25 protein-coding genes, 2 tRNA genes and 2 pseudogenes are annotated in these 26,927 nt (G+C 41.5%); 28 read left to right on the top strand and 1 reads right to left on the bottom strand.

Annotated features, from left to right (window positions below; all coding sequences use genetic code 11):
• Positions 1-4 precede the first annotated feature (4 nt).
• The 6 genes from deoC to ATE37_RS02135 all read left to right on the top strand — a co-directional run bounded on the left by deoC (position 5) and on the right by ATE37_RS02135 (position 5,870).
• Positions 5-667 (top strand): deoxyribose-phosphate aldolase, encoded by a 663-nt coding sequence (gene deoC, locus ATE37_RS02160; protein WP_084867487.1) that lies wholly within the window; start codon positions 5-7, stop codon positions 665-667.
• A complete protein-coding gene (locus tag ATE37_RS02155) occupies positions 654-1,043 on the top strand; it encodes a cytidine deaminase (protein ID WP_000246081.1) in 390 nt (129 codons plus the stop codon). The genes deoC and ATE37_RS02155 overlap by 14 nt, the downstream gene beginning before the upstream one ends.
• Before the next feature lie 89 nt (positions 1,044-1,132).
• Entirely contained in the window at positions 1,133-2,188 is a 1,056-nt protein-coding gene (locus ATE37_RS02150; RefSeq protein WP_001036148.1) for a BMP family lipoprotein, read from the top strand.
• A 136-nt stretch (positions 2,189-2,324) separates the two neighbouring features.
• A complete protein-coding gene (locus ATE37_RS02145) occupies positions 2,325-3,860 on the top strand; it encodes an ABC transporter ATP-binding protein (protein ID WP_084867485.1) in 1,536 nt (511 codons plus the stop codon).
• Positions 3,853-4,911: an ABC transporter permease gene (locus ATE37_RS02140; protein ID WP_057489190.1), complete on the top strand. Its 1,059-nt coding sequence runs from the start codon at positions 3,853-3,855 to the stop codon at positions 4,909-4,911. The genes ATE37_RS02145 and ATE37_RS02140 overlap by 8 nt, the downstream gene beginning before the upstream one ends.
• A gap of 2 nt (positions 4,912-4,913) precedes the next feature.
• Positions 4,914-5,870 carry an ABC transporter permease gene (locus tag ATE37_RS02135; protein ID WP_084867483.1) on the top strand — a complete coding sequence of 319 codons (957 nt, stop codon included), beginning with the start codon at positions 4,914-4,916 and terminating at the stop codon, positions 5,868-5,870.
• Positions 5,871-5,903: 33 nt separating this feature from the next.
• Here the strand turns inward: ATE37_RS02135 and plsY are convergent, their stop codons facing one another.
• The gene (gene plsY / locus ATE37_RS02130) at positions 5,904-6,545 is read right to left on the bottom strand and encodes a glycerol-3-phosphate 1-O-acyltransferase PlsY (RefSeq protein ID WP_084867480.1); all 642 of its coding nucleotides are present in this window, start codon (positions 6,543-6,545) and stop codon (positions 5,904-5,906) included.
• A gap of 135 nt (positions 6,546-6,680) precedes the next feature.
• On the opposite strand from plsY, the gene parE reads away from it, so the two are divergent.
• The 22 genes and pseudogenes from parE to ATE37_RS02020 all read left to right on the top strand — a co-directional run bounded on the left by parE (position 6,681) and on the right by ATE37_RS02020 (position 26,715).
• The gene (gene parE / locus ATE37_RS02125; protein ID WP_084867478.1) at positions 6,681-8,624 is read left to right on the top strand and encodes a DNA topoisomerase IV subunit B; all 1,944 of its coding nucleotides are present in this window, start codon (positions 6,681-6,683) and stop codon (positions 8,622-8,624) included.
• An 18-nt stretch (positions 8,625-8,642) separates the two neighbouring features.
• Positions 8,643-9,836, top strand: a complete 1,194-nt coding sequence (locus tag ATE37_RS02120; protein ID WP_084867476.1) for an AbiH family protein — start codon at positions 8,643-8,645, stop codon at positions 9,834-9,836.
• A 44-nt stretch (positions 9,837-9,880) separates the two neighbouring features.
• Positions 9,881-10,078: pseudogene (locus ATE37_RS02115) on the top strand (DUF6261 family protein); the annotation flags it as partial.
• 63 nt (positions 10,079-10,141) lie between these two features.
• Entirely contained in the window at positions 10,142-10,516 is a 375-nt protein-coding gene (locus ATE37_RS02110; RefSeq protein WP_084867472.1) for a GNAT family N-acetyltransferase, read from the top strand.
• A gap of 18 nt (positions 10,517-10,534) precedes the next feature.
• Positions 10,535-11,146, top strand: a pseudogene (locus tag ATE37_RS10725) (Fic/DOC family protein).
• A gap of 45 nt (positions 11,147-11,191) precedes the next feature.
• A complete protein-coding gene (locus ATE37_RS02100) occupies positions 11,192-11,704 on the top strand; it encodes a hypothetical protein (RefSeq protein ID WP_084867470.1) in 513 nt (170 codons plus the stop codon).
• Positions 11,694-12,548, top strand: a complete 855-nt coding sequence (locus ATE37_RS02095; protein WP_084867468.1) for an aminoglycoside 6-adenylyltransferase — start codon at positions 11,694-11,696, stop codon at positions 12,546-12,548. Before ATE37_RS02100 ends, ATE37_RS02095 begins: the two co-directional genes overlap by 11 nt.
• Before the next feature lie 243 nt (positions 12,549-12,791).
• Positions 12,792-15,272 carry a DNA topoisomerase IV subunit A gene (gene parC, locus ATE37_RS02090; protein ID WP_084867467.1) on the top strand — a complete coding sequence of 827 codons (2,481 nt, stop codon included), beginning with the start codon at positions 12,792-12,794 and terminating at the stop codon, positions 15,270-15,272.
• Between the two features lie 113 nt (positions 15,273-15,385).
• Positions 15,386-16,423, top strand: a complete 1,038-nt coding sequence (locus ATE37_RS02085) for a branched-chain amino acid aminotransferase (RefSeq protein ID WP_342585760.1) — start codon at positions 15,386-15,388, stop codon at positions 16,421-16,423.
• Between the two features lie 112 nt (positions 16,424-16,535).
• Positions 16,536-16,766: a DUF2969 domain-containing protein gene (locus ATE37_RS02080; RefSeq protein ID WP_000037107.1), complete on the top strand. Its 231-nt coding sequence runs from the start codon at positions 16,536-16,538 to the stop codon at positions 16,764-16,766.
• Between the two features lie 49 nt (positions 16,767-16,815).
• Positions 16,816-16,896: transfer RNA gene (locus ATE37_RS02075), tRNA-Tyr, on the top strand.
• A gap of 8 nt (positions 16,897-16,904) precedes the next feature.
• Positions 16,905-16,976, top strand: a tRNA-Gln gene (locus ATE37_RS02070).
• 164 nt (positions 16,977-17,140) lie between these two features.
• Positions 17,141-18,343 (top strand): 30S ribosomal protein S1, encoded by a 1,203-nt coding sequence (gene rpsA, locus ATE37_RS02065; RefSeq protein ID WP_001001617.1) that lies wholly within the window; start codon positions 17,141-17,143, stop codon positions 18,341-18,343.
• Between the two features lie 81 nt (positions 18,344-18,424).
• Entirely contained in the window at positions 18,425-18,922 is a 498-nt protein-coding gene (locus ATE37_RS02060) for a GAF domain-containing protein (protein ID WP_084867464.1), read from the top strand.
• Positions 18,922-20,580: a DNA polymerase III subunit gamma/tau gene (dnaX, locus tag ATE37_RS02055; RefSeq protein WP_084867463.1), complete on the top strand. Its 1,659-nt coding sequence runs from the start codon at positions 18,922-18,924 to the stop codon at positions 20,578-20,580. The genes ATE37_RS02060 and dnaX overlap by 1 nt, the downstream gene beginning before the upstream one ends.
• Before the next feature lie 27 nt (positions 20,581-20,607).
• On the top strand, positions 20,608-20,802 hold the full coding sequence (locus tag ATE37_RS02050) for a DUF3272 family protein (protein WP_000198269.1): 195 nt from the start codon (positions 20,608-20,610) through the stop codon (positions 20,800-20,802).
• A 151-nt stretch (positions 20,803-20,953) separates the two neighbouring features.
• Complete coding sequence (sufC, locus tag ATE37_RS02045; RefSeq protein WP_000114489.1) at positions 20,954-21,724, top strand: Fe-S cluster assembly ATPase SufC; 771 nt, start codon at positions 20,954-20,956, stop codon at positions 21,722-21,724.
• 27 nt (positions 21,725-21,751) lie between these two features.
• Positions 21,752-23,014, top strand: coding sequence for a Fe-S cluster assembly protein SufD (gene sufD, locus ATE37_RS02040; RefSeq protein WP_084867462.1), 1,263 nt, complete (start codon positions 21,752-21,754; stop codon positions 23,012-23,014).
• A gap of 10 nt (positions 23,015-23,024) precedes the next feature.
• Positions 23,025-24,251, top strand: coding sequence for a cysteine desulfurase (locus ATE37_RS02035; RefSeq protein ID WP_084867461.1), 1,227 nt, complete (start codon positions 23,025-23,027; stop codon positions 24,249-24,251).
• Positions 24,238-24,678, top strand: coding sequence for a Fe-S cluster assembly sulfur transfer protein SufU (gene sufU / locus ATE37_RS02030; RefSeq protein ID WP_084867460.1), 441 nt, complete (start codon positions 24,238-24,240; stop codon positions 24,676-24,678). The genes ATE37_RS02035 and sufU overlap by 14 nt, the downstream gene beginning before the upstream one ends.
• Positions 24,679-24,713: 35 nt before the next feature.
• On the top strand, positions 24,714-26,126 hold the full coding sequence (sufB, locus tag ATE37_RS02025; RefSeq protein WP_084867459.1) for a Fe-S cluster assembly protein SufB: 1,413 nt from the start codon (positions 24,714-24,716) through the stop codon (positions 26,124-26,126).
• Between the two features lie 19 nt (positions 26,127-26,145).
• Entirely contained in the window at positions 26,146-26,715 is a 570-nt protein-coding gene (locus ATE37_RS02020) for a hypothetical protein (protein WP_084867458.1), read from the top strand.
• The last annotated feature ends 212 nt before the right edge of the window (positions 26,716-26,927 follow it).

Here is a 26,927-nt window from a genome sequence, read left to right as displayed (position 1 = left end):
GAATATGAAATTAAACAAATATATTGATCATACGCTTTTAAAACAAGATGCAAGTCAAGAACAAATTGATCGTTTGCTATCTGAAGCGCGTGAGTATGATTTTGCCAGTGTTTGTGTCAATCCCACATGGGTAAAACATGCGAAAACAGGACTTGAAGGCTCAGATGTAAAGGTTTGTACAGTAGTTGGTTTTCCTTTGGGAGCGACAACTTCAGCTGTAAAAGCTTTTGAAACCAAGGAAGCCATCCAAAATGGTGCAGATGAGATTGATATGGTTATCAATGTCGGTGCTCTCAAATCAGGTAATCTGGATTTGGTTGAATCGGACATCCGTGCTGTCGTAGAAGCAAGTGGTGACAAGCTGGTTAAGGTCATTATCGAAGCTTGCTTGTTGACAGACGATGAAAAGGTTGTGGCTTGCCAATTATCCCAGAAAGCAGGCGCTGACTTTGTCAAAACATCAACTGGATTTTCAACTGGTGGTGCCACTATAGAAGATGTTAAGTTGATGCGTAAAACTGTCGAACCAGATATGGGAGTTAAGGCAGCTGGTGGAGCGCGTTCATATGCAGACGCTCTTGCCTTTTTGGAAGCAGGCGCTACTCGTATTGGAACATCAGCTGGCGTGGCAATTTTAAAAGGAGAATTAGCAGATGGCGACTACTGAGTTGATTGACTTAGCAATTGAAACCAGCAAGCAAGCCTATGTACCCTATTCTCACTTTCCTGTTAGTGCTGTTCTAGTGGCGAAAGATGGTAACGTTTATACAGGTGTTAATATTGAGAATGCTAGCTATTCTTTGACAAACTGTGGAGAGCGTACAGCGATTTTCAAAGCAGTTTCCGAAGGCCAAAGAGAGTTTTCAGAGTTGATTGTCTACGGACAGACTGAAAAACCTATCTCGCCATGTGGCGCTTGTCGCCAAGTGATGGCTGAATTTTTTGAAAAAGATCTAAAAGTGACACTTGTCGCAAAAGATAAATCGACGGTCGAGATGACGGTCGGGGAGTTACTTCCATACTCATTTACAGACTTAAACTAGTCTGAGTCACTCTCTGAGTGACGCGGTCCTTGTGGCCAACCAATCCATACTTGCAACATCGTTGCACATCTTATTTAGGAGGTTCAGTAATGAACAAGAAACAATGGCTAGGCCTTGGTCTAGTTGCAGTAGCAGCAGTTGGACTTGCTGCATGTGGTAACCGCTCTTCTCGTAACGCAGCTTCATCTTCATCTGAAATGAAGACCAAAGCAGCGATCGTAACAGATACTGGTGGTGTTGATGACAAATCATTCAACCAATCAGCTTGGGAAGGTTTGCAAGACTGGGGTAAAGAACACAATCTTTCTAAAGATAAAGGCTTTACTTATTTCCAATCAACAAGTGAAGCAGACTATGCTAACAACTTGCAACAAGCGGCTGGAAGTTACAACCTGATCTTCGGTGTTGGTTTTGCACTTCACAATGCAGTTGAAGAGGCAGCAAAAGACCACTCTGACTTAAACTATGTCTTGATTGATGATGTGATCAAAGATCAAAAGAATGTTGCGAGCGTAACATTTGCGGATAACGAAGCAGCTTACCTTGCTGGTGTTGCAGCAGCTAAAACAACTAAAACAAAACAAGTTGGTTTTGTAGGTGGTATCGAATCTGAAGTTATTTCACGTTTCGCTGCTGGATTTAAAGCTGGTGTTGAGTCAGTAGACCCATCTATCAAAGTCCAAGTTGACTACGCTGGTTCATTTGGTGATGCTGCCAAAGGTAAAACAATTGCAGCTGCTCAATACGCTGCAGGTGCAGACGTTGTCTACCAAGCAGCTGGTGGTACAGGTGCTGGTGTCTTTGCTGAAGCAAAATCTTTGAACGAAAGTAAAAATGAAGACGAAAAAGTTTGGGTTATTGGTGTAGACCGTGACCAAGCAGCAGAAGGTAAATACACTTCTAAAGATGGTAAAGAATCAAACTTTGTTCTTGTATCTACATTGAAACAAGTTGGTACAACTGTAAAAGATATTGCTAACAAGGCAGAAAAAGGTGAATTCCCTGGCGGACAAGTTATTGTCTACTCATTGAAAGATAAAGGGGTTGACTTGGCAGTGACAAACCTTTCAGAAGAAGGTAAAAAAGCTGTTGAAGACGCAAAAGCTAAAATCCTTGACGGAAGCGTAAAAGTTCCTGAAAAATAATGGATAAAAGTCATTTCTTAGGAAGCGACCATCGGTCGCTTCTTTAAGAATTGAGGCAATTTTTGTCTCAATAGAACTTGTTAACACGATTAGCAGGTTTTATTGAAACAAAATAAATCTCGGAAAGGAAAAGCATATGGCACACGAAAATGTCATTGAGATGCGGGATATTACCAAGGTGTTTGGTGAATTTGTAGCAAACGACAAGATCAACTTGCAACTGCGAAAAGGTGAAATCCATGCACTTTTAGGAGAAAATGGAGCGGGTAAATCCACTCTGATGAATATGCTGGCAGGACTTCTCGAGCCAACTAGTGGTGAAATTGCGGTGAATAGTCAAGTTGTCAAACTAGATTCACCTTCTAAAGCTGCTAGTCTAGGAATTGGGATGGTTCACCAACATTTTATGTTGGTTGAGGCTTTTACAGTAGCTGAAAATATCATTTTGGGGAGTGAAATCACTAAAAATGGTGTGCTAGATATAGCTGAAGCTACTAAAGAAATCAAGGCTCTTTCTGAACGTTATGGTTTGGCAGTGGATCCTGCTGCCAAGGTGGCAGATATTTCCGTTGGTGCTCAACAACGTGTAGAAATCTTGAAGACACTTTATCGTGGTGCTGATATCCTCATCTTTGACGAACCGACAGCCGTATTGACTCCTTCAGAGATTGATGAGTTGATGGCTATCATGAAAAACCTTGTCAAAGAAGGAAAATCCATTATTTTGATTACCCATAAATTGGATGAAATTCGTGCGGTATCCAATCGAGTGACGGTTATTCGTCGTGGGAAATCAATCCAGACGGTTGAGATTGCAGGGGCAACCAATGCAGACTTGGCAGAGATGATGGTAGGACGTTCTGTCTCCTTCAAAACGGAGAAACAGGCACCACAACCAAAAGAAGTAGTCTTGTCTATCAAAGACTTGGTTGTCAATGAAAACCGCGGTGTACCAGCTGTGAAGAATCTTTCTTTGGATGTTCGTGCTGGTGAAATTGTTGGTATTGCAGGTATTGATGGCAATGGTCAATCTGAACTCATTCAAGCCATTACGGGTCTTCGTAAGGTTGAGTCAGGTAGCGTTGAATTAAAAGGCAAATCAATCGTAGGGATGCATCCTCGACAAATTACGGAACTCAGTGTGGGGCATGTTCCTGAAGACCGCCACCGTGATGGTTTGATTTTGGATATGATGATTTCAGAAAATATCGCTCTTCAAACCTACTACAAAGAGCCACTCAGCAAGAATGGTATCTTAAACTATGCGAATATCACTTCACATGCCAAGAAATTGATGGAAGAATTTGACGTCCGTGCGGCGAGCGAGTTTGTTCCAGCAGCAGCTCTTTCAGGAGGAAATCAACAAAAAGCGATTATCGCTCGTGAGATTGATCGTGATCCTGATCTCCTTATCGTCAGCCAACCAACTCGTGGTTTGGATGTCGGTGCCATTGAATATATCCACAAACGTTTGATTGAAGAACGTGATAACGGGAAAGCTGTGCTTGTTGTCAGCTTTGAATTGGATGAGATTTTAAATGTTTCAGACCGAATTGCTGTTATTCATGATGGTAAGATTCAAGGTATTGTGTCTCCAGAAACGACTAACAAACAAGAACTTGGTATCTTGATGGCAGGTGGAAACTTGGGAAAGGAGAAGGATGATGTCTAAAAAGTTACAACAAATTTCGGTTCCCTTGATTTCCGTATTCTTAGGAATCTTGCTCGGAGCCATCGTCATGTGGATTTTCGGCTACGATGCTATCTGGGGTTATGAGGAGTTGTTCTATACAGCTTTTGGTAGTCTTCGTGGAATTGGTGAGATTTTCCGTGCCATGGGTCCTCTTGTCTTGATTGGTCTGGGGTTTGCAGTTGCCAGCCGTGCAGGTTTCTTTAACGTTGGACTTCCTGGTCAGGCACTAGCGGGTTGGATTCTTAGTGGTTGGTTTGCTTTGTCGCATCCGGACATGCCACGCCCAATGTTGATTTTAGCGACCGTAGTAATTGCTTTGATTGCAGGTGGGATTGTAGGTGCTATTCCAGGTATTCTCAGAGCCTATTTAGGTACATCAGAGGTTATCGTAACCATCATGATGAACTACATTGTTTTGTACGTAGGGAACGCCTTTATTCATTCTTTTCCGAAAGACTTTATGCAAAGCACGGACTCAACGATTCGTGTGAGTGCCAATGCCACTTATCAGACGCCATGGTTATCTGAGTTGACTGGCAATTCTCGTATGAATATCGGTATCTTCTTTGCCATCATTGCTGTTGGCGTGATTTGGTTCTTGCTCAAGAAAACGACTCTCGGTTTTGAAATTCGTGCAGTTGGTCTCAATCCCCATGCTTCAGAGTACGCTGGTATTTCAGCAAAACGTACAATCATTCTATCAATGATTATCTCTGGTGCTTTGGCTGGTCTTGGTGGAGCTGTCGAAGGTCTTGGAACCTTCCAAAACGTTTACGTTCAGGGATCATCATTGGCTATCGGATTTAACGGGATGGCAGTTAGTTTGCTTGCTGGAAATTCACCAATTGGAATTCTCTTTGCAGCCTTCTTATTTGGAGTTTTGCAAGTTGGTGCGCCGGGTATGAACGCTGCGCAAGTTCCGTCTGAGCTTGTCAGCATTGTAACAGCGTCTATTATCTTCTTTGTCAGCGTTCACTACATTATCGAACGCTTTGTCAAACCTAAAAAACAAGTTAAAGGAGGTAAGTAAGGATGTCTATTACAACATTACTCACCCTCTTGGTCTCTTCTATGCTGATTTACTCAGCACCACTTATTTTTACGAGTATTGGAGGAGTCTTCTCTGAACGTGGTGGTGTCGTTAACGTCGGTCTTGAAGGAATTATGGTTATGGGAGCCTTTTCTGGGGTTGTCTTTAACCTTGAGTCTGCAGAACAACTTGGAGCAGCGACCCCTTGGATTTCCTTGTTAGTTGCTGGTATCGTGGGTGCTATTTTCTCCCTCATCCATGCAGTCGCTACAGTTCATTTCCGTGCGGACCATGTTGTCAGTGGTACAGTATTGAACTTGATGGCTCCTGCCTTAGCAGTTTTCTTGGTTAAAGTTCTTTATAATAAAGGACAAACGGATAACTTAAGCCAGACTTTTGGACGTTTTGATTTCCCAGTTTTGGCTGATATCCCTGTGATTGGAGATATCTTCTTCAAGTCAACCAGTCTACTAGGTTATATCGCGATTGCCTTCTCATTCCTTGCTTGGTTTATCCTCTTCAAGACCCGCTTTGGTCTTCGTCTCCGCTCTGTCGGAGAACACCCTCAGGCAGCGGATACCTTGGGGATCAATGTCTACAAGATGAGATATCTTGGGGTTATTATTTCAGGTTTCCTAGGGGGAATTGGGGGAGCGATTTATGCTCAATCCATTTCTGTCAACTTCTCAGTAACGACTATTGTCGGTCCTGGATTTATCGCTCTTGCTGCGATGATCTTTGGTAAATGGAACCCAATCGGTGCTATGCTTTCCAGTCTTTTCTTTGGACTTTCACAAAGTTTGGCAGTTATCGGTTCTCAATTACCTTTCCTACAAGGAGTACCAGCGGTTTACCTTCAAATCGCCCCTTATGTCTTGACCATCCTTGTCTTGGCAGCCTTCTTTGGAAAAGCAGTCGCACCAAAGGCAGACGGTATCAACTACATCAAGTCAAAATAAGCATACAAAAAAACGTCAGTTCAAACTGGCGTTTTATTTGTTAGGATTTTGATGGGTTAGGTTCAATCCCCAAGGGACAAGATTTTCAGTTTTATTTTTGATACGTGTGATATTATCCTTGTGACGAATGATAATCAAGCTAGCAAGTGCTAGGATAATCAAAATGAAGAGAGGATCATAGCTGTTTAGGATAAATCCAAATAGTGGAAATAGTAGAACTCCGATAACGGCTGCGATAGAAGCGGCAACGCTAGACAAGGAAATCATACTACCAAGATAGAGGGTTCCAAAAAATACAATCGCTAGATAGAGACAGAAGACAGGCGCAAATCCGAAAACAACCCCAGCACTGGTTGCGACAGCCTTACCACCTTTAAATCCTGCAAAGATAGGAAAGGTATGTCCAATGACAGCCAAAAGTCCAAAGACAAGAGGTGATACACCTTGTAGGTGGAAAAGAATTGGAAGGAGCGTTGCTAGAGTTCCTTTAAAAAAGTCAATCACAAAGGTTGCCATACCTGCTTTCTTACCTAAAATACGGAAAGTATTGGTTGTTCCAGTATTTCCAGAACCATGCTTTCGCAGATTTGTTTGAAAGAAGATTTGTCCGATCCAAAGACCAGAAGGGATTGAGCCTAGTAGATAAGCTGAAATTAATAATACAAATGTCATCATATACCCATTATACCACGAAATGGTGTAGAAATGATGAGAATATCCTTTAAAATTGTGACAGCTGAACGGGAAAAACTTTGCAAAATCCCTAGAAAACCTGTAAAATAGAAAAGATGAACAAATAGGAGGTTCCTTGTGTCAAAAAAGGAAATCAATATTAATAACTACAATGATGACGCCATTCAGGTGCTAGAAGGGTTGGATGCGGTCCGTAAACGTCCGGGGATGTATATTGGTTCGACCGACGGTGCGGGTCTCCATCACCTAGTCTGGGAAATAGTGGACAATGCAGTCGATGAGGCCTTGTCTGGCTTTGGTGACCGCATTGATGTGACTATCAATAAAGACGGAAGTCTAACAGTAGAGGACCACGGTCGTGGGATGCCGACTGGTATGCATGCCATGGGAATTCCAACTGTTGAGGTTATCTTTACTATTCTTCACGCCGGAGGGAAATTCGGTCAAGGGGGTTATAAGACATCTGGAGGTCTCCACGGGGTGGGGTCTTCTGTTGTTAATGCCCTTTCTAGTTGGCTAGAAGTAGAAATCACTCGTGATGGTGCTGTTTATAAGCAACGCTTTGAAAATGGTGGAAAACCCGTCACAACCTTGAAAAAAATTGGTACAGCACCCAAGTCTAAGACAGGTACCAAAGTCACCTTCATGCCTGACGCGACAATCTTCTCTACGACAGACTTCAAGTACAATACCATTTCAGAACGACTCAATGAGTCAGCCTTTCTCTTAAAAAATGTGACCTTGTCTCTGACAGACAAACGAACAGATGAAGCGATTGAATACCATTATGAAAATGGAGTTCAGGACTTTGTTTCCTATTTGAACGAAGACAAGGAAACCTTGACACCAGTTCTGTACTTTGAGGGGGAAGACAATGGTTTCCAAGTGGAAGTCGCCCTCCAGTACAATGATGGATTTTCAGATAACATTCTATCCTTTGTCAATAACGTTCGTACCAAGGACGGTGGGACGCATGAGACGGGACTCAAGTCTGCTATTACAAAGGTCATGAACGACTATGCGCGTAAGACGGGACTTCTCAAGGAAAAAGATAAAAACCTAGAAGGTTCAGATTATCGTGAGGGACTAGCAGCTGTTCTTTCTATCCTAGTTCCGGAAGAACACCTCCAATTTGAGGGACAGACAAAGGATAAACTGGGGAGTCCACTAGCTCGTCCAGTTGTGGATGGGATTGTGGCTGATAAGTTGACCTTCTTCCTAATGGAAAATGGTGAATTGGCATCCAATCTTATTCGCAAGGCTATCAAGGCGCGTGACGCGCGAGAGGCAGCCCGCAAGGCGCGTGATGAGAGCCGAAATGGTAAGAAAAATAAGAAAGACAAGGGCTTGTTGTCTGGAAAATTGACCCCAGCCCAGTCTAAGAATCCTGCTAAGAATGAACTCTATCTGGTCGAGGGAGACTCTGCCGGTGGTTCTGCCAAACAAGGCCGTGACCGTAAGTTCCAAGCTATCCTACCTCTTCGTGGTAAGGTGATTAATACAGCCAAGGCCAAGATGGCGGATATCCTTAAAAATGAGGAAATCAACACCATGATTTATACCATCGGAGCGGGTGTCGGAGCAGACTTCTCTATTGAAGATGCCAACTATGACAAGATTATTATCATGACCGATGCGGATACAGATGGTGCCCATATTCAGACCTTGCTCTTGACATTTTTCTATCGTTACATGCGTCCGCTAGTTGAGGCAGGCCATGTCTATATCGCCCTTCCGCCTCTGTACAAGATGTCCAAAGGCAAAGGCAAGAAAGAAGAAGTGGCCTACGCTTGGACGGACGGAGAGCTAGAAGAACTCCGCAAGCAGTTTGGTAAAGGAGCAACACTCCAACGATATAAAGGTCTTGGTGAGATGAACGCGGACCAACTCTGGGAGACGACTATGAATCCTGAAACCCGTACCCTCATCCGTGTCACCATCGAAGACCTAGCACGCGCTGAACGCCGTGTCAATGTCCTCATGGGAGACAAGGTCGAACCACGCCGTAAGTGGATTGAGGATAATGTCAAGTTTACGCTGGAAGAGAGTGGGGCGTTTTGAAAGGATGAAGGAGGAAATATGGGTTATACCAAATACACAGATCAAGAATTTGAGGCATTAGAAAATGATGGTCAAATAAATATTATGGCTTTGTTTGGTAATGGAGTTGATATTCAACTCATGGAATATCTAGGTTCTCCGTATCGAACATCTTATCAAAATTTCTACAATTATCTTTGTTATAAAAATTTTGATAAAGATAATATAATCTTCCAAAAAATGACTGAAGATAAGAAAGAAAATGAAAGTAATCCTAGTATTAAACCAAATTGGAGTGATTTTGAGAACAGTTTAATTGAAATTTTCAACGAGAATAATTGTATTGATGAAAAGAAATTGACTGATGATTTTAATCAGTTTCAGGTTGAATTTTCTAATTTTTTAAATGAGATTATAACTCCTAATATGCTTGCTAGGTTAGGGAATGATAGCACTGAAAAAGGAATCGCTCTTGCTTCTTTCACTCATTTTTTAGGAGATTTAGATGAAGATAATTTTCGAAAATTACATTTCCCTTCTAAGACAGATCACTATAAGTTATTTAATTGGGAGATTCTGAATTTTAACTATACATCTATGCTAGATAATATTTTAGTGTTGGATAAAGGGCAGTATGATCCAAAACCTCATAAAGTTTCAGACAGACAAATTTGGTTTCACCCTAATCCAAATAGCATTTCAGAGGGGAAATGCCACCGTAAGAGATTCGATGAGACAACTTATTATTCAAGTTACTTAATGGTTGATATCGCACATCCTCATGGATATCAAAACGTACCAAAATCAATGCTATTTGGATTTGACAATGAGAGTCAAATAACAAATTCTTCAAATAAAAATAAAGCTAAAAATTTTTTGAAACCTTATTGGGCCCAAAATGATAAAAGATATAAATCGTATTTTAAAGACACTGATTTGTTCATTATTTATGGCATGTCAATGGGGAGCAGTGATTTTTGGTGGTGGAATAATATTCTTAACTCACTTTTGGAGACAGATTCTGAATTGATTATTTATAATTACAATAGCAATAATGAATCCGATAGTGACACAATTAATAGATTTATTAATGTGGCAACCAACGAGAAACTGGATGATGGGAAACTAGATAAGCTTCATAAGAAAATTGCTATAGTTCAGTATAATTCTAAAACAAAGCTAAATGCTTTCAAATTGGATCGTTTGGATTCAATTCATGGTTATCCCAAATAATGAAATGACAATTTTCTCACCAGATTTTCGGACAAGCTCACCAGAGCGTGAATGAGTCCGTCCGCCTCAAGCTGCAAGAAATTTATGATTTCCTTGTGGATTTCACCTTCATCTGTGCTTACGCTTATCATGAAAGAACTCACAAGGTCAATCTTCGCGATCACCTCAACACCATCCGCAGCCGCTATAAAAAACGCAAACCAGCTAAGAAGGCGAAGGAAGAAGCGACGGAGAGCAACTAGAATATAACTAAATTTGAGTTGAAAAATTGTTAGTGGTCGCATCGGATTTGAAAGGAGTAGAAAATGATAATCAGACCTGCAAGCACAAAAGATTGTCAAGCTATTTATAGACTTTATCAAAGTGAAAAATGGCTTTCTTTTACAGAGGAAAAAGTGACATCATTATTTTCAACAAATCTGTCCCATTACTTGGTAGTTGAAGAGAACCAGAAAATCCTTGGTTTTACTCGCTACTTGACAGATGAAGTCATGACGACCTTTTTAGCTGAGATTATCATTGATAAAGCCTATCGCGGAAAAGGATTGGGACGGCGATTGATCGCTGAAATTCATCAAAAATATCCTTTGACTCGCATTGAATTAATATCAGAAGCGGATGGATTTTATCAGACAGTAGGTTTTAAACCTGTGGGAACAGGGCTTAGAAAATCTATCTAAATGAAAAGAGCTGTATTTATGACGCTTGACAACAAACTGGGTCTGACAGATTCGCTTGAACTATCCAAGATGGAAGAAAAAATCAGCAAAACCCGAGCGAAAGAGCTTTTTGAAAAGTAGTTTCTGGACGATAAAGCAACTGGCACCTATGCGACTCTGGCCGTTATTCATGGCTTCTTATTTAAAGAAATCTATGACTTCGCCGACCAGATTCGGACAGTCAATCTCGCCAAAGGGAATGTTCGCTTTGCGCCTGTCATGTATCTAGCAGCTTCCTTGGAAAATATTGACAGGTTGCCTCAGCAGACCTTTGAGCAGATTGTCGAAAAGTACCTTGAGCTAAATATCGCCCACCCTTTTTGAGAAGGAAACGGAAGAAGTATGAGGCTCTGGCAGGATCATCTCCTCAAGGCTGAGCTGGGGCAAGTCTTGGATTGGTCTCACGTGGACAAGTAAGATCACCTCCTAGCCACGAAGCTTAGCTCGGTATAGACTGGAGAACTCAAGTATCTCCTCCTCAATAATCTGACGGATGACCTTACTCAGACCCGTTTCTTTAAGAGTATAACCTATACCAGACAGGGGAGTTGTAAAGTTCAAGTAAAGGTGATGATTATCTTTTGTAGGTAAACAATCGCTAAAACTATTGGAGGTGCGGTATTGATTACGTTATTAATGTTGCCTTTTTTCCTTGTTCTCCTAGCCATTTTTGGAATTATATATGATTTAATGACCAATAAAGGTATAAAAGAGTGTGCTCGCACAGTATCCTTGTTTATATTGAACATCCTCACTATTGGTATCTGTCTATTAGATCTACCAATGGAAAGTAAACCATACTCAGGAATAGGGTTTATCTTATTTTATGCACTTGCCTTCACACCTTTGATGATTGTTTTCTCACTATATACCCTCTATCGGATTGGAAAACATTATAGGTATTTTAAGAGTAAGTTTGCTATAACACTCCTATTCAACGCTATTTTACTTTTCCTTCTTTCATTAGTAAATACTTTTGTATTATGGAGAAGCTTTCAAATATATCATAGAAACGATATGAATTTGTTTTATTTTATTTTAATCGTTTTGGGGATTTGTTCAACTATCCAATTGATAGTAGGAGAACTTGAGATGAAAAGAATACGAGGCATCCCAAAACAAGAGGAACAAGACGGCAATGAAAAATAATTCTATAAAAGATATGTGCAGACAACATAGAAGTGAAGCGCAAATGCTTGATCTAATTTTTCAAACCGCAAAAGTGCTCCAAGTCGAGGCTGTCGCCATGTCTGGTTCACGGACAAACCCAAAAGCTCCAAAAGATGAGTTTCAAGATTACGATGTGGTCTATATTGTGGACGACTTAGATAATCTGACGAGAGATCTTTCTTGGTTGGACCAGTTTGGCAAACGTATTATCGAGCAGCATGTCTTTCTTGGTCACCGTCGCCTCTATCTCATGCTCTTTGAAGATGGCAATCGAATTGATTTGACCCTCTGCCCCAAAGACTATATCCAAGAATGGGTGGATAGTGAGGCTGGGTTCACAGTTTTAGAGGATGAGAAGGGATTATTTGAACCCTACTTTCCAAGTCCCCAACGTTTTCGGACAAGCCCAGCTAGTGCGATTGATTTTGAAAAAGCTTGTAATGAATTTTGGTGGGTGTCAGCTTACGTGATCAAGGGAATCTGTCGCAAGAAAGTCATTTATGTGACTGACCATCTCTACGGGATTTGTCAACAAGAACTCTTAAAAGTTATGGCCTGGCAGGTAGCAAGTGATAGGGGAAGAGTTGATATTGGAAAGAACTACAAGTATCTCTTTAACTATTTACCTGCTGAGAAAGAGAAGCAATTCTCAAATCTGCTTGATTTCTCCAGTTTAGAAAAAATCACTCAGTCTTTATTTGCAACAATGAAACTTTTCCACCAAGAGGCTCAATCTTTTGCTAACAAGATAGGCCTTGACTATGATAAGGTAGTGGCGGAGAGGATGATTGAGTATGCTGAGGAGAGACTGATTAATCGCTAACTAAATAAAAACCTTAATTTAAAAGATTAAACTACAGAAAGGGTCTTTTGGTTACTGAATGTAACTGAACACGGGACTAATTTCCAGTAAATATCCTCTATTTTATAAAAACCACTCTACATTCTTTGAAAGGAGTTGAACACGCCCTAAATGCTGGGTGAAAAAGATAAATTTTCTTGTGAGCATCGCTCACTGCAATAATTTCCTATTTTCACTTTGCATTTTACGGGCTTTGTATCATATATGAGTAACATTCAAAACATGTCCCTTGAGGACATCATGGGAGAGCGCTTTGGTCGCTACTCCAAGTATATCATTCAAGACCGGGCTTTGCCAGACATTCGGGATGGATTGAAGCCGGTTCAGCGTCGTATTCTTTATTCAATGAATAAAGATGGCAATACTTTTGACAAGAGCTACCGTAAGTCGGCCAAGTCTGTCGGTAACATCATGGGGAATTTTCACCCACACGGTGATTCTTCCATCTATGATGCCATGGTTCGTATGTCTCAGGACTGGAAAAACCGTGAGATTCTAGTTGAAATGCACGGTAATAACGGTTCTATGGACGGAGATCCGCCTGCGGCTATGCGTTATACCGAGGCTCGTTTGTCTGAGATTGCTGGTTATCTTCTTCAAGATATCGAAAAGAAGACAGTTCCCTTTGCTTGGAACTTTGACGATACCGAGAAAGAACCGACGGTTTTGCCAGCAGCATTTCCAAACCTCTTGGTCAATGGTTCGACTGGTATTTCGGCTGGTTATGCTACAGACATTCCTCCCCATAATTTAGCTGAGGTTATTGATGCGACGGTTTACATGATTGACCACCCAACAGCCAAGGTGGACAAACTCATGGAATTCTTGCCTGGGCCAGACTTCCCTACAGGAGCTATCATCCAAGGGCGTGACGAAATAAAGAAGGCTTATGAAACTGGGAAAGGGCGCGTGGTTGTTCGTTCTAAGACGGAGATTGAAAAGCTAAAAGGCGGTAAGGAGCAAATCGTTATCACTGAGATTCCTTATGAAATCAATAAAGCCAATCTGGTCAAGAAAATCGATGATGTTCGTGTCAATAACAAAGTAGCGGGGATTGCTGAGGTTCGTGATGAGTCTGACCGTGACGGTCTTCGCATTGCTATCGAACTCAAGAAAGACGCTAATACCGAGCTTGTTCTCAACTATCTTTTCAAATACACCGACTTACAAATCAATTACAACTTTAACATGGTAGCGATTGATAATTTCACTCCTCGTCAGGTTGGGATTGTCCCAATTTTGTCTAGCTATATCGCCCACCGTCGTGAAGTGATTCTGGCGCGTTCCCGCTTTGACAAGGAAAAGGCTGAGAAGCGTCTCCATATCGTCGAAGGTTTGATTCGCGTGATTTCGATTTTGGATGAAGTCATTGCCCTTATCCGAGCTTCTGAGAACAAGGCTGACGCTAAGGAAAACCTCAAGGTCAGCTATGAGTTTACTGAAGAGCAGGCTGAAGCTATCGTGACCTTACAACTTTACCGTTTGACCAATACAGACGTGGTTGTCTTGCAGGAAGAAGAAGCAGAATTGCGTGAAAAGATTGCTATGCTTGCGGCTATCATCGGTGATGAACGTACCATGTACAATCTTATGAAGAAAGAACTTCGTGAGGTCAAGAAGAAATTTGCGACACCACGTTTGAGTACTTTAGAAGACACTGCGAAAGCAATCGAGATTGATACAGCTAGTTTGATTGCCGAGGAAGATACTTATGTCAGCGTAACCAAGGCAGGCTATATCAAGCGTACTAGCCCACGTTCCTTTGCCGCTTCCACTCTGGAAGAAATTGGTAAACGTGATGATGATCGTCTGATCTTTGTTCAAGCTACTAAGACAACCCAGCACCTCTTGATGTTCACGACTCTTGGGAATGTCATCTATCGACCAATCCACGAATTGGCAGATATTCGTTGGAAGGATATCGGAGAGCATCTGAGCCAGACTATTACAAACTTTGAAACTAACGAAGAAATCCTCTATGCAGAAGTAGTGGATCAGTTTGATGATGCGACAACCTACTTTGCTGCAACTCGTCTTGGTCAAATTAAACGTGTAGAACGCAAAGAATTCACTCCATGGCGGACCTACAAGTCTAAGTCTGTCAAGTATGCCAAACTCAAAGACGAGACAGACCAGATAGTAGCAGTAGCTCCAATCAAACTAGATGATGTTCTCTTGATTAGTCAAAACGGTTATGCCCTTCGTTTTAATATCGAAGAGGTTCCAGTTGTTGGTGCCAAGGCGGCAGGGGTCAAGGCTATGAACCTGAAAGCAGATGATGCGCTTCAGGCAGCCTTTATCTGTAACACCTCCTCCTTCTACCTCTTGACCCAACGTGGAAGCTTGAAACGCATTTCCATTGAGGAAATTTCGGCGACCAGCCGTGCTAAACGAGGCCTACAAGTCTTGCGTGAGTTGAAAAACAAACCGCACCGAGTCTTCTTGGCTGGAGCAGTTGCAGAGCAAGGTTTCGTTGGTGATCTCTTTAGTACAGAAGTAGAAGAAAACGACCAAACGTTACTTGTCCAATCTAACAAGGGAACAATCTATGAGAGTCGATTGCAAGACCTCAACTTGTCAGAACGTACTAGCAATGGAAGCTTTATTTCAGACACGATTTCAGATGAAGAAGTTTTCGATGCTTACCTCAAAGAAGTCTTTAAAGAGGATAAAGCGAATTCATAAAAAAATCAGTCCAGAGGGCTGATTTTTTTGTATTGAAAAATTTTCAGAAAATTACAAATAATACTTGAAATTTTACTAGAAAAGTGTAGAATAGAACACATAGTTTGAATAGTATAAAGGAGAAACACATGACAGTTGCAATTGATTGGGGAAACCTTGGATTTGCTTATATGAAATTACCTTACCGTTATATCGCTCACTACAAAAATGGTCAATGGGATCAAGGAGAATTGACAGAGGATGCAACCTTGCATATTTCAGAGTCTTCTCCAAGTCTCCACTATGGACAGCAAGCATTTGAGGGATTGAAAGCCTATCGTACCAAGGACGGCAGTGTTCAATTGTTCCGTCCTGACGAAAATGCCAAGCGTTTGCAACGTACTTGCGACCGTCTTTTGATGCCACAAGTTCCGACAGAAATGTTTGTAGAAGCTTGTAAAGCAGTTGTGCGTGCAAATGAAGAATACGTCCCACCATATGGAACAGGTGGAACCCTTTATCTTCGTCCGCTGTTGATTGGTGTTGGAGATATTATTGGGGTTAAACCAGCAGAAGAGTATATTTTCACTATCTTTGCTATGCCAGTTGGAAATTACTTTAAGGGTGGATTGGTTCCAACCAATTTCTTGATTCAGGATGAATACGACCGTGCCGCTCCACATGGTACGGGTGCGGCTAAGGTTGGAGGAAACTATGCTGCGAGTCTTTTGCCAGGGAAGTTGGCCAAATCACGCCATTTCTCAGATGTTATCTACCTAGACCCATCTACACATACAAAGATTGAGGAAGTCGGATCAGCCAACTTCTTTGGAATCACGGCCGACAATGAATTTGTTACGCCATTGAGTCCATCCATCTTACCATCCATTACCAAGTACTCTTTGCTTTACTTGGCAGAACACCGCTTGGGCTTGACACCAATCGAAGGTGATGTTCCAATCGATAACTTGGATCGTTTTGTAGAGGCAGGTGCTTGTGGTACAGCAGCAGTTATTTCTCCAATTGGAGGCATCCAACATGGCGATGATTTCCATGTTTTCTATAGTGAAACAGAAGTAGGACCTGTTACACGTAAACTCTATGATGAATTGACTGGTATCCAATTTGGTGATGTAGAAGCGCCTGAAGGATGGATTGTCAAAGTGGACTAAAAGACATGAAATAAAGAAGAGCTCCATAGCAGTTGTAAGGACTGAAATGGAGTTTTTTCTTGCTAGTTTGAGCATTTTCTTGTACAATAGAAAAAGTGAAAAGAGGTACAGTATGAGTAAAAAAGATAAGAAAATTGAAATCCAATTAACTGATGCAAAAGTGACTGTTGGAAAAGACAGCTATGAAGGATACGTTTTGACGATTGGGAAAAAGGTTATTGGGGAAATTGCCGAATTAGATAGCCAATTTGCCATCATAAAGAATGGAAATGTCGATAGTTTTTATAAAAAACTTGAAAAAGCTGTGGAAATTTTGATTGAAAACTATAATTTGACAAAATAATACTTGTTTTATTGAAAATTTCATGATATAATAGTTCTCGTTAAACATTGGAGAGATAGCGAAGAGGCTAAACGCGGCGGACTGTAAATCCGCTCCTTCGGGTTCGGGGGTTCGAATCCCTCTCTCTCCATTCATCAATGGGGTATAGCCAAGCGGTAAGGCAAGGGACTTTGACTCCCTCATGCGTTGGTTCGAATCCAGCTACCCCAGTTCTTAGGTAATAAATTCAAGATAAAAAGAAAAATATCTTAGGGTATTTTATTTTTATAATTGAAAGACGTGAACGATATGAACATGTCTTTGCGGGTGCTTAGGAAAAAAATTATAAGTATGTCAAGTTTTTGAAAAAACTTGATTGTTGGAGGATTTTTTAGATGAACGAATTTGAAGATTTGCTAAATAGCGTTAGCCAAGTTGAGCCTGGTGATGTTGTTAGTGCTGAAGTATTGACAGTTGATGCGACTCAAGCTAACGTTGCAATCTCTGGGACTGGTGTTGAAGGTGTCTTGACTCTTCGCGAATTGACAAACGATCGCGATGCAGATATCAATGACTTTGTGAAAGTAGGAGAAGTATTGGATGTTCTTGTACTTCGTCAAGTAGTTGGTAAAGATACTGATACAGTTACATACCTTGTATCTAAAAAACGCCTTGAAGCTCGCAAAGCATGGGACAAACTTGTAGGACGCGAAGAAGAAGTTGTTACTGTTAAAGGAACTCGTGCCGTTAAAGGTGGACTTTCAGTAGAATTTGAAGGTGTTCGTGGATTCATCCCAGCTTCAATGTTGGATACTCGTTTCGTACGTAACACTGAGCGTTTCGTAGGTCAAGAATTTGATGCTAAAATCAAAGAAGTTGATCCTAAAGAAAACCGCTTCATCCTTTCACGTCGTGAAGTTGTTGAAGCAGCTACTGCAGCAGCTCGTGCTGAAGTATTCGGTAAATTGGCTGTTGGTGATGTCGTAACTGGTAAAGTTGCTCGTATCACTAGCTTTGGTGCTTTCATCGACCTTGGTGGAGTTGACGGATTGGTTCACTTGACTGAATTGTCACACGAACGTAACGTATCACCTAAATCAGTTGTAACTGTTGGTGAAGAAATCGAAGTGAAGATCCTTGATCTTAACGAAGAAGAAGGTCGCGTATCACTTTCACTTAAAGCAACAACACCTGGACCATGGGATGGCGTTGAGCAAAAATTGGCTAAAGGTGATGTAGTAGAAGGAACAGTTAAACGTTTGACTGACTTCGGTGCATTTGTTGAAGTATTGCCAGGTATCGATGGACTTGTTCATGTATCACAAATTTCACACAAACGTATCGAAAATCCAAAAGAAGCTCTTACTGTTGGTCAAGAAGTTACTGTTAAAGTCCTTGATGTTAACGCTGACGCAGAACGTGTATCACTTTCTATCAAAGCTCTTGAAGAACGTCCAGCTCAAGAAGAAGGACAAAAAGAAGAAAAACGTGCTGCTCGTCCACGTCGTCCAAAACGTCAAGAAAAACGTGATTTCGAACTTCCAGAAACACAAACAGGATTCTCAATGGCTGACTTGTTCGGTGATATCGAACTTTAATCAATTGATAATCACAAAATCCTTTGTTTAAAACAAGGGATTTTTCTTTTGTCTCTTTCCCATTTTTGATATAATAGTTCTATGTTAGATTCAGAAAAACAATCACAATATCAATTGTTAAATGAGGAACTCTCTTATTTACTTGAAGGTGAGAGCAATGTTCTTGCCAATCTTTCGAATGCTAGTGCCCTCCTAAAATCTCGCTTTCCGAATACTGTATTTGCAGGATTTTATCTGTTTGATGGTAGCGAGTTGGTTTTAGGGCCTTTTCAGGGTGGTGTTTCTTGTATTCGCATTCCGCTTGGGAAAGGCGTTTGTGGAGAAGCTGCTGAGTTTCAAGAGACTGTTTTAGTTGGGGATGTGAGCACCTATCCAAACTACATTTCTTGTGATAGTATGGCCAAGAGTGAAATCGTGGTTCCCATGCTCAAGAATGGTCGATTGCTGGGTGTCTTAGACCTGGATTCTTCAGTTATTGATGATTACAATGCCATTGACCGTGATTACTTGGAACAATTTGTCGCTATTTTGCTTGAGAAGACAGAATGGGACTTTACGATGTTTGAGGAGAAAGTCTAATGTATCAAGCACTTTATCGAAAATATAGAAGCCAAACTTTTTCACAACTGGTAGGCCAAGAGGTTGTAGCTAAAACCCTAAAACAAGCGGTCGAGCAGGAAAAGATTAGTCATGCCTATCTTTTCTCGGGTCCCCGTGGGACTGGGAAGACCAGTGTGGCCAAGATTTTTGCCAAGGCTATGAACTGTCCCAACCAAGTGGACGGAGAACCATGTAATAACTGCTATATCTGCCAAGCAGTGACAGAAGGTAGCTTAGAAGATGTTATCGAAATGGATGCGGCTTCGAATAACGGAGTTGATGAAATCCGAGAAATTCGTGATAAATCTACCTATGCTCCTAGTTTGGCACGTTATAAGGTCTATATCATAGACGAGGTTCATATGCTGTCTACAGGAGCTTTTAATGCGCTTTTAAAGACGCTAGAAGAACCAACTCAAAATGTTGTCTTTATCTTGGCGACTACCGAATTGCACAAGATTCCAGCAACTATTTTATCGCGTGTCCAACGTTTTGAGTTTAAATCGATTAGAACGCAAGATATCACGGCACATATTCATCATATTTTAGAAAAAGAAAATATCAGTTCTGAACCAGAGGCTGTGGAAATCATTGCTAGACGGGCTGAAGGTGGAATGCGGGATGCCTTGTCTATTCTGGACCAAGCCTTGAGTTTGACGCAAGGGAATGCTTTAACGACAGCTATTTCTGAGGAGATTACAGGCACTATTAGTCTATCAGCTCTAGATGACTATGTGGCCGCTTTTGCCCAACAGGATGTCCCCAAAGCACTCGATTCTTTGAATCTTTTGTTTGAAAATGGCAAAAGCATGACTCGGTTTGTGACGGATCTCTTGCAGTATTTGCGTGATTTACTAGTTGTTCAGACAGGTGGCGAAAATACTCATCATAGTCCAGTTTTTATGGACAATCTAGCTCTTTCTCAGGAAAGTCTCTTTGAAATGATACGCTTAGCGACAGTGAGTTTAGCAGATATGAAGGCCAGCTTGCAACCTAAGATTTACGCTGAGATGATGACCATTCGTTTAGCGGAAATCAAGCCTGAATCTGCGGTTTCGGGAGCAGTTGAAAGTGAAATTTCTGCACTGAGACAGGAAGTCGCCCGTCTCAAACAAGAACTTGCCAATGTGGGCACGGCTCCTAAACAAGTTGCGCCAGTTCCTAGTCGTCCAGCAACTTCCAAGACAGTCTATCGAGTAGACCGTAATAAAGTTCAGGCTATCCTACAAGAAGCTGTTGAAAATCCTGAATTGGCACGGCAAAACTTGATTCGCCTCCAGAATGCATGGGGAGAAGTGATTGAAAGTTTAGCTGGACCTGATAAGGCCCTTCTCGTAGGTTCTCAACCAGTTGCGGCCAATGAACACCATGCTATTTTAGCCTTTGAGTCTAATTTCAATGCTGGTCAAACCATGAAACGGGATAACCTCAATACCATGTTCGGCAATATTCTCAGCCAAGCAGCTGGATTTTCACCTGAGATTCTGGCTATTTCCCTAGAGGAATGGAAAGAGATTCGAGCAGCATTTTCAGCTAGAAACAAGTCTTCTCAAGCAGATCAAGAGGTAGAAGAAGAGAGCCTGATTCCAGAGGGATTTGAATTTCTGGCTGATAAAGTCATGGTCGAAGAAGACTAAAAGTGGATTTCATGGTACAATAATCCTATGACTAGACAACAATTTATCGTGATAGCACTATTTACCGCTGCTGAGACTTATTTTTTTAATGAAGCTTGGATGACTGGTCGCTATTTCATGGCAGCCTTTTGGGCCATTCTACTTTTTCGAAATTTTAGGTTAAGTTATGTAATGGGGAAAATAGTAGATGCCATTGATCAGCACCTAAACCGCAAGGATTAGTCACTAGCTTCTAAACAAAATCAAAGCCTTTTAGGCTTTTTTTTGTTATACTAGTAGAGTATATTTATGGACCTTTTCTTGTGTTTTTTGAGAAATGTAAGTGATTTCTTTAAGGATAAAGGAAGTAGGCCAGAAAAAGAAAGGAACTATCATGTCAGTATTAGAGATCAAAGATCTTCACGTTGAGATTGAAGGAAAAGAAATTTTGAAAGGGGTCAATCTGACTCTGAAAACAGGAGAAATCGCAGCTATCATGGGACCAAATGGTACTGGTAAATCGACTCTTTCTGCCGCTATCATGGGGAACCCTAACTATGAGGTTACTAAAGGTGAGGTCTTGTTTGATGGCGTAAATATCCTTGAGTTGGAAGTGGACGAGCGTGCGCGTATGGGACTTTTCCTGGCTATGCAATACCCATCTGAAATTCCAGGAATTACTAACGCTGAATTTCTTCGTGCAGCCATGAATGCTGGTAAAGAAGATGATGAAAAGATTTCGGTTCGTGAGTTCATCACTAAACTAGACGAGAAAATGGAATTGCTCAACATGAAAGAAGAAATGGCAGAGCGTTACCTCAACGAAGGTTTCTCTGGTGGTGAGAAAAAACGTAATGAAATTCTTCAACTCTTGATGTTGGAACCAACTTTTGCCCTTTTAGATGAAATTGACTCAGGTCTTGATATTGACGCCCTTAAAGTCGTATCGAAAGGTGTCAATGCTATGCGCGGCGAAGGCTTTGGTGCTATGATCATCACTCACTACCAACGTCTCTTGAACTACATTACACCAGACGTGGTCCACGTGATGATGGAAGGTCGTGTTGTCCTTTCTGGTGGTCCAGAATTGGCTGCCCGTTTGGAACGTGAAGGATACGCAAAACTAGCTGAAGAACTTGGCTACGACTACAAGGAAGAATTGTAATTCCCTCGTATCTTTTAGGAGAAGTAAATGACTAAAGAGAATATTAAACTTTTTTCAGAAATGCACGCTGAACCAAGCTGGTTGGCTGACCTCCGTCAAAAAGCTTTTGATAAGATTGAGAGTTTGGAATTACCAGTCATTGAGCGTGTCAAATTTCACCGTTGGAATCTGGGAGATGGAACCATCACAGAAAGTGAACCTTCAGCAAATGTTCCTGACTTCACGGCTCTAGATAATCACTTGAAGTTGGTGCAAGTAGGAACGCAGACTGTTTTTGAACAAACTCCAGTTGAATTGGCTGAACAAGGAGTAGTCTTTACAGACTTTCACTCAGCTTTAGAAGAAATTCCAGAACTTATCGAGGAATTCTTCATGTCATCTGTTAAGTATGACGATGACAAGTTGGCAGCCTACCACACGGCTTACTTTAACAGTGGTGCTGTTCTCTACATTCCTGATAACGTTGAGATTACAGAGCCAATCGAAGGAATTTTCTACCAAGACAGCGATAGCGATGTGCCATTTAACAAGCATATTCTGATCATTGCAGGTAAAAACTCTAAAATCAGCTATCTTGAACGTTTAGAGTCTCGTGGCGAAGGTAGTGCCAAGGCAACTGCTAATATCACGGTCGAAGTGATTGCTCGCTCTGGTGCGCAAGTGAAATTTGCAGCTATTGACCGTTTAGGTGAAAATGTCACTGCCTACATTAGCCGCCGTGGTAAACTAGGCAACGATGCCAGCATTGACTGGGCAATCGGTGTCATGAACGAAGGAAATGTTGTTGCTGATTTTGATAGCGATTTGATTGGTAACGGTAGCCATGCTGACCTTAAAGTCGTAGCTCTTTCAAGTGGTCGTCAGGTTCAAGGGATTGACACTCGTGTAACTAACTATGGTTGCAACTCAATCGGAAATATCCTTCAACATGGGGTTATCCTTGAAAAAGCAACTTTGACCTTCAATGGTATTGGACACATTATCAAGGGTGCTAAGGGAGCTGATGCGCAGCAAGAGAGTCGTGTTCTTATGCTTTCAGACCAAGCACGTTCAGATGCCAACCCAATTCTTTTGATTGATGAAAATGACGTTACTGCAGGTCACGCAGCTTCTATCGGACAAGTAGATCCAGAAGATATGTACTATCTCATGAGTCGTGGCTTGGATAAGGCAACTGCAGAGCGTTTGGTTGTTCGTGGTTTTCTTGGCTCTGTTATCGTTGAGATTCCAGTCAAGGAAGTTCGTGATGAAATGATAGCAACTATCGAAGAAAAATTGTCAAAACGCTAAGGGGAAGCCTATGTTAGATGTAGAAGCGATTCGCAAGGATTTTCCGATTTTAGACCAGATTGTCAACGATGAACCTCTGGTCTATCTGGACAATGCTGCGACGACACAAAAACCACTAGCAGTTCTTGAAACAATCAACCGCTATTATGAGCAGGACAATGCCAATGTTCATCGTGGGGTTCATACTTTGGCAGAGAGAGCAACAGCTTCTTATGAAGCTGCTCGTGAAACCATTCGTAAGTTTATCAATGCAAGCTCTACAAAGGAAGTACTTTTTACTAGAGGAACGACAACCAGCCTTAACTGGGTGGCACGCTTCGCTGAGGAAATCCTGACTGAGGGAGACCAAGTCTTGATTTCAGTAATGGAACACCATTCTAATATCATTCCATGGCAGGAAGCTTGTCGCAAGACTGGGGCAGAGCTTGTCTATGTTTATCTCAAGGACGGAGCTCTGGATATGGATGACTTGCGCGCTAAATTGACTGATAAAGTCAAGTTTGTCTCCTTAGCTCATGCCTCTAATGTTCTTGGTGTGGTCAATCCTATCAAAGAAATCACTCAAATGGCTCACCAAGTTGGAGCCATTATGGTGGTGGATGGTGCTCAATCTACGCCTCATATGAAGATTGATGTGCAGAACTTGGATGTGGACTTCTTTGCCTTTTCAGGTCACAAGATGGCTGGTCCAACTGGTATCGGTGTTCTTTACGGCAAAGAAAAGTATCTGGAACAAATGTCACCAGTTGAATTTGGCGGTGAGATGATTGATTTCGTCTATGAGCAATCTGCTAGTTGGAAGGAATTGCCTTGGAAATTCGAGGCTGGAACTCCTAACATGGCTGGTGCCATCGGACTTGCTGCTGCAGTGGATTATCTGGAAAAGATTGGTATGGATGCCATTGAAGCTCATGAACAGGACTTGATCGCATATGTCTATCCAAAATTGCAGGCCATTGAAGGTTTGACCATTTATGGTTCGCAGGACTTGGCTCAACGTTCGGGTGTCATCGCTTTTAACTTAGGGGATCTTCATCCCCACGATCTTGCGACGGCTCTGGATTATGAAGGAGTAGCCATTCGTGCAGGTCATCACTGTGCGCAACCCTTGCTTCAGTATTTGGAAGTCCCAGCAACAGCTCGTGCAAGTTTTTATATCTACAATACCAAGGCAGATTGTGACAAGCTAGTCGATGCCCTACAAAAGACAAAGGAGTTTTTTAATGGCACTTTCTAAACTTGATAGCCTCTATATGGCAGTGGTGGCAGACCATTCGAAAAATCCACATCACCAAGGGAAGTTAGAAGACGCTGAGCAAATCAGTCTCAATAATCCAACCTGTGGGGATGTTATCAACCTCTCTGTCAAGTTTGATGCAGAGGACCGTTTGGAAGATATTGCTTTTCTAAATTCAGGATGCACGATTTCAACTGCCTCTGCTAGTATGATGACAGATGCAGTTTTAGGCAAGACCAAACAAGAAATTTTAGAACTTGCGACTATTTTTTCAGAAATGGTCCAAGGGAAAAAAGATGACAGACAAGACAGCCTTGGAGATGCAGCTTTCTTATCTGGTGTAGCTAAATTCCCACAAAGAATAAAATGTGCAACCTTAGCTTGGAATGCTCTCAAAAAAACAATTGAAAATCAAGAAGATAAATAAGAAACATAGAAATATATAATGAAAGAAAGGATATTATGGCTGAAGAAAGAGTAGAACCAAAACCAATTGACCTTGGTGAATATAAATTTGGTTTCCATGATGATATAGAGCCTGTCCTATCGACAGGAAAAGGACTCAACGAAGGTGTTATTCGTGAATTATCTGCTGCCAAGGGTGAGCCTGAGTGGATGCTGGAGTTCCGTTTGAAGTCTTATGAAACCTTCAAGAAAATGCCCATGCAAACTTGGGGAGCAGACTTGTCAGAGATTGACTTTGATGATTTGATCTACTACCAAAAACCATCTGACAAACCAGCCCGTTCTTGGGATGATGTACCTGAAAAAATCAAAGAAACCTTTGAACGTATCGGAATTCCAGAAGCCGAGCGTGCCTATCTAGCAGGTGCCTCTGCCCAGTACGAATCAGAAGTGGTATACCACAACATGAAGGAAGAGTTTGAGAAGTTAGGAATTATCTTTACAGATACGGATTCTGCCCTCAAGGAATACCCAGACTTGTTTAAACAATACTTTGCGAAGTTGGTCCCTCCGACTGATAACAAGTTGGCAGCCCTTAACTCAGCAGTATGGTCTGGTGGAACCTTTATCTATGTACCGAAAGGGGTCAAGGTAGACATTCCGCTTCAAACCTACTTCCGTATCAACAACGAAAATACTGGACAGTTCGAACGTACCTTGATTATCGTTGATGAGGGAGCAAGCGTCCACTACGTAGAAGGATGTACAGCGCCAACTTATTCAAGTAACAGTTTGCACGCTGCTATTGTAGAAATTTTTGCTTTGGACGGAGCTTATATGCGTTATACGACTATCCAAAACTGGTCTGATAACGTCTATAACTTGGTTACAAAACGTGCTAAAGCTTTGAAAGATGCGACTGTTGAGTGGATTGATGGAAACTTGGGTGCCAAAACAACTATGAAATACCCATCTGTTTACCTAGATGGAGAAGGGGCCCGTGGTACCATGCTTTCGATCGCCTTTGCTAATGCTGGTCAACACCAAGATACGGGTGCCAAGATGATCCACAACGCTCCACATACAAGCTCGTCTATCGTGTCTAAATCCATCGCTAAAGGCGGAGGAAAGGTGGACTACCGTGGACAAGTAACCTTTAATAAAAACTCTAAGAAATCTGTCTCTCACATCGAGTGTGACACCATTATCATGGATGACTTGTCAGCGTCAGATACGATTCCATTTAATGAAATCCATAACTCGCAAGTTGCTTTGGAACACGAAGCCAAAGTATCTAAGATTTCAGAAGAACAACTCTATTACCTCATGAGTCGCGGTTTGTCAGAGACTGAAGCAACTGAGATGATTGTCATGGGATTTGTAGAGCCCTTCACCAAAGAACTTCCAATGGAATACGCAGTTGAGCTAAACCGCTTGATTAGCTATGAAATGGAAGGTTCAGTCGGATAAGTCCAAAAAGGAGAAGCAAATGGGTTTCTTAAAAAAATTATTTGGTAATGTTGAAAAAGCGAATAAAGGTGAAATTCCTGTCGAGGAAATTGTTCCACCTTTTACAGTTGATTTAGTAGAAGAAGCAGATGATTATTGGCGACAAATGGAACAAAACCTCTTGATAAACGCTGTAAAAGCTGCTGGTGGTCCTGAGGCAGTAGAACGTGCTTTTGTTCTTACCAATTTTAAGAAAAATCAAGAAACCTTTGAGCTCTTTTATCAGGTAAATGGTCAACTTCTTTCATGGAGAGAGATGGATGAGACTGTTGTTGATAAAATCAGCAATCAACTCCTTCCGCAAGCGGCAGAAGTAGCGCGTGCAGTAAATGAAAATTATGAAGAGGCAGATGTACCAGTAATCCAGTACGCTATGCTTCAGTTTGAAACTGCAACCATGGCTTGGTTTGGACGGAAGCTGACAACAGCTTCTCCAGAAGCACAACTGACTTTTGAAGAATTGGTATCTGGTTGGCGCGCTATTTTGGAACAAGAAGTTCCCAATCGTCCTTTAGATAGTGACCGTCCGTTCCCTTACTTTGAAGTTTAAAAAATCTCAAATCCCCAAAAAACTTTCAATGGAGTGTACTGTTGAGCTTAATTGCTTGATAAGTAACTAATTGAAGAAATCAGTGGTTAAAAATGCAAATTCTGAACAGGAATCCTTCCTGTTCAGAATTTTTTTCAAAAAATAACCTAATAAATATTCACAAAAATACTTTTATATGGTAAAATAAAACAATTACATTTAGTGGAGATGAA

Source organism: Streptococcus oralis subsp. tigurinus, from assembly GCF_002093575.1.
Lineage (GTDB): Bacteria > Bacillota > Bacilli > Lactobacillales > Streptococcaceae > Streptococcus > Streptococcus oralis_CH.
The sequence above is the reverse complement of the archived record's forward strand: the minus strand, read 5'-3'. Positions and strand labels throughout refer to the sequence as shown.

What these genes read in the sequence shown, in the direction of transcription:
- deoC (WP_084867487.1), top strand. Translation starts at nt 5, where the DNA reads ATGAAATTAAACAAATATATTGATCATACGCTTTTAAAACAAGATGCA.
- ATE37_RS02155 (WP_000246081.1), top strand. Translation starts at nt 654, where the DNA reads ATGGCGACTACTGAGTTGATTGACTTAGCAATTGAAACCAGCAAGCAA.
- ATE37_RS02150 (WP_001036148.1), top strand. Translation starts at nt 1,133, where the DNA reads ATGAACAAGAAACAATGGCTAGGCCTTGGTCTAGTTGCAGTAGCAGCA.
- ATE37_RS02145 (WP_084867485.1), top strand. Translation starts at nt 2,325, where the DNA reads ATGGCACACGAAAATGTCATTGAGATGCGGGATATTACCAAGGTGTTT.
- ATE37_RS02140 (WP_057489190.1), top strand. Translation starts at nt 3,853, where the DNA reads ATGTCTAAAAAGTTACAACAAATTTCGGTTCCCTTGATTTCCGTATTC.
- ATE37_RS02135 (WP_084867483.1), top strand. Translation starts at nt 4,914, where the DNA reads ATGTCTATTACAACATTACTCACCCTCTTGGTCTCTTCTATGCTGATT.
- plsY (WP_084867480.1), bottom strand. Translation starts at nt 6,545, where the DNA reads ATGATGACATTTGTATTATTAATTTCAGCTTATCTACTAGGCTCAATC.
- ATE37_RS02120 (WP_084867476.1), top strand. Translation starts at nt 8,643, where the DNA reads ATGGGTTATACCAAATACACAGATCAAGAATTTGAGGCATTAGAAAAT.
- ATE37_RS02110 (WP_084867472.1), top strand. Translation starts at nt 10,142, where the DNA reads ATGATAATCAGACCTGCAAGCACAAAAGATTGTCAAGCTATTTATAGA.
- ATE37_RS02100 (WP_084867470.1), top strand. Translation starts at nt 11,192, where the DNA reads ATGTTGCCTTTTTTCCTTGTTCTCCTAGCCATTTTTGGAATTATATAT.
- ATE37_RS02095 (WP_084867468.1), top strand. Translation starts at nt 11,694, where the DNA reads ATGAAAAATAATTCTATAAAAGATATGTGCAGACAACATAGAAGTGAA.
- parC (WP_084867467.1), top strand. Translation starts at nt 12,792, where the DNA reads ATGAGTAACATTCAAAACATGTCCCTTGAGGACATCATGGGAGAGCGC.
- ATE37_RS02080 (WP_000037107.1), top strand. Translation starts at nt 16,536, where the DNA reads ATGAGTAAAAAAGATAAGAAAATTGAAATCCAATTAACTGATGCAAAA.
- rpsA (WP_001001617.1), top strand. Translation starts at nt 17,141, where the DNA reads ATGAACGAATTTGAAGATTTGCTAAATAGCGTTAGCCAAGTTGAGCCT.
- ATE37_RS02060 (WP_084867464.1), top strand. Translation starts at nt 18,425, where the DNA reads ATGTTAGATTCAGAAAAACAATCACAATATCAATTGTTAAATGAGGAA.
- dnaX (WP_084867463.1), top strand. Translation starts at nt 18,922, where the DNA reads ATGTATCAAGCACTTTATCGAAAATATAGAAGCCAAACTTTTTCACAA.
- ATE37_RS02050 (WP_000198269.1), top strand. Translation starts at nt 20,608, where the DNA reads ATGACTAGACAACAATTTATCGTGATAGCACTATTTACCGCTGCTGAG.
- sufC (WP_000114489.1), top strand. Translation starts at nt 20,954, where the DNA reads ATGTCAGTATTAGAGATCAAAGATCTTCACGTTGAGATTGAAGGAAAA.
- sufD (WP_084867462.1), top strand. Translation starts at nt 21,752, where the DNA reads ATGACTAAAGAGAATATTAAACTTTTTTCAGAAATGCACGCTGAACCA.
- ATE37_RS02035 (WP_084867461.1), top strand. Translation starts at nt 23,025, where the DNA reads ATGTTAGATGTAGAAGCGATTCGCAAGGATTTTCCGATTTTAGACCAG.
- sufU (WP_084867460.1), top strand. Translation starts at nt 24,238, where the DNA reads ATGGCACTTTCTAAACTTGATAGCCTCTATATGGCAGTGGTGGCAGAC.
- sufB (WP_084867459.1), top strand. Translation starts at nt 24,714, where the DNA reads ATGGCTGAAGAAAGAGTAGAACCAAAACCAATTGACCTTGGTGAATAT.
- ATE37_RS02020 (WP_084867458.1), top strand. Translation starts at nt 26,146, where the DNA reads ATGGGTTTCTTAAAAAAATTATTTGGTAATGTTGAAAAAGCGAATAAA.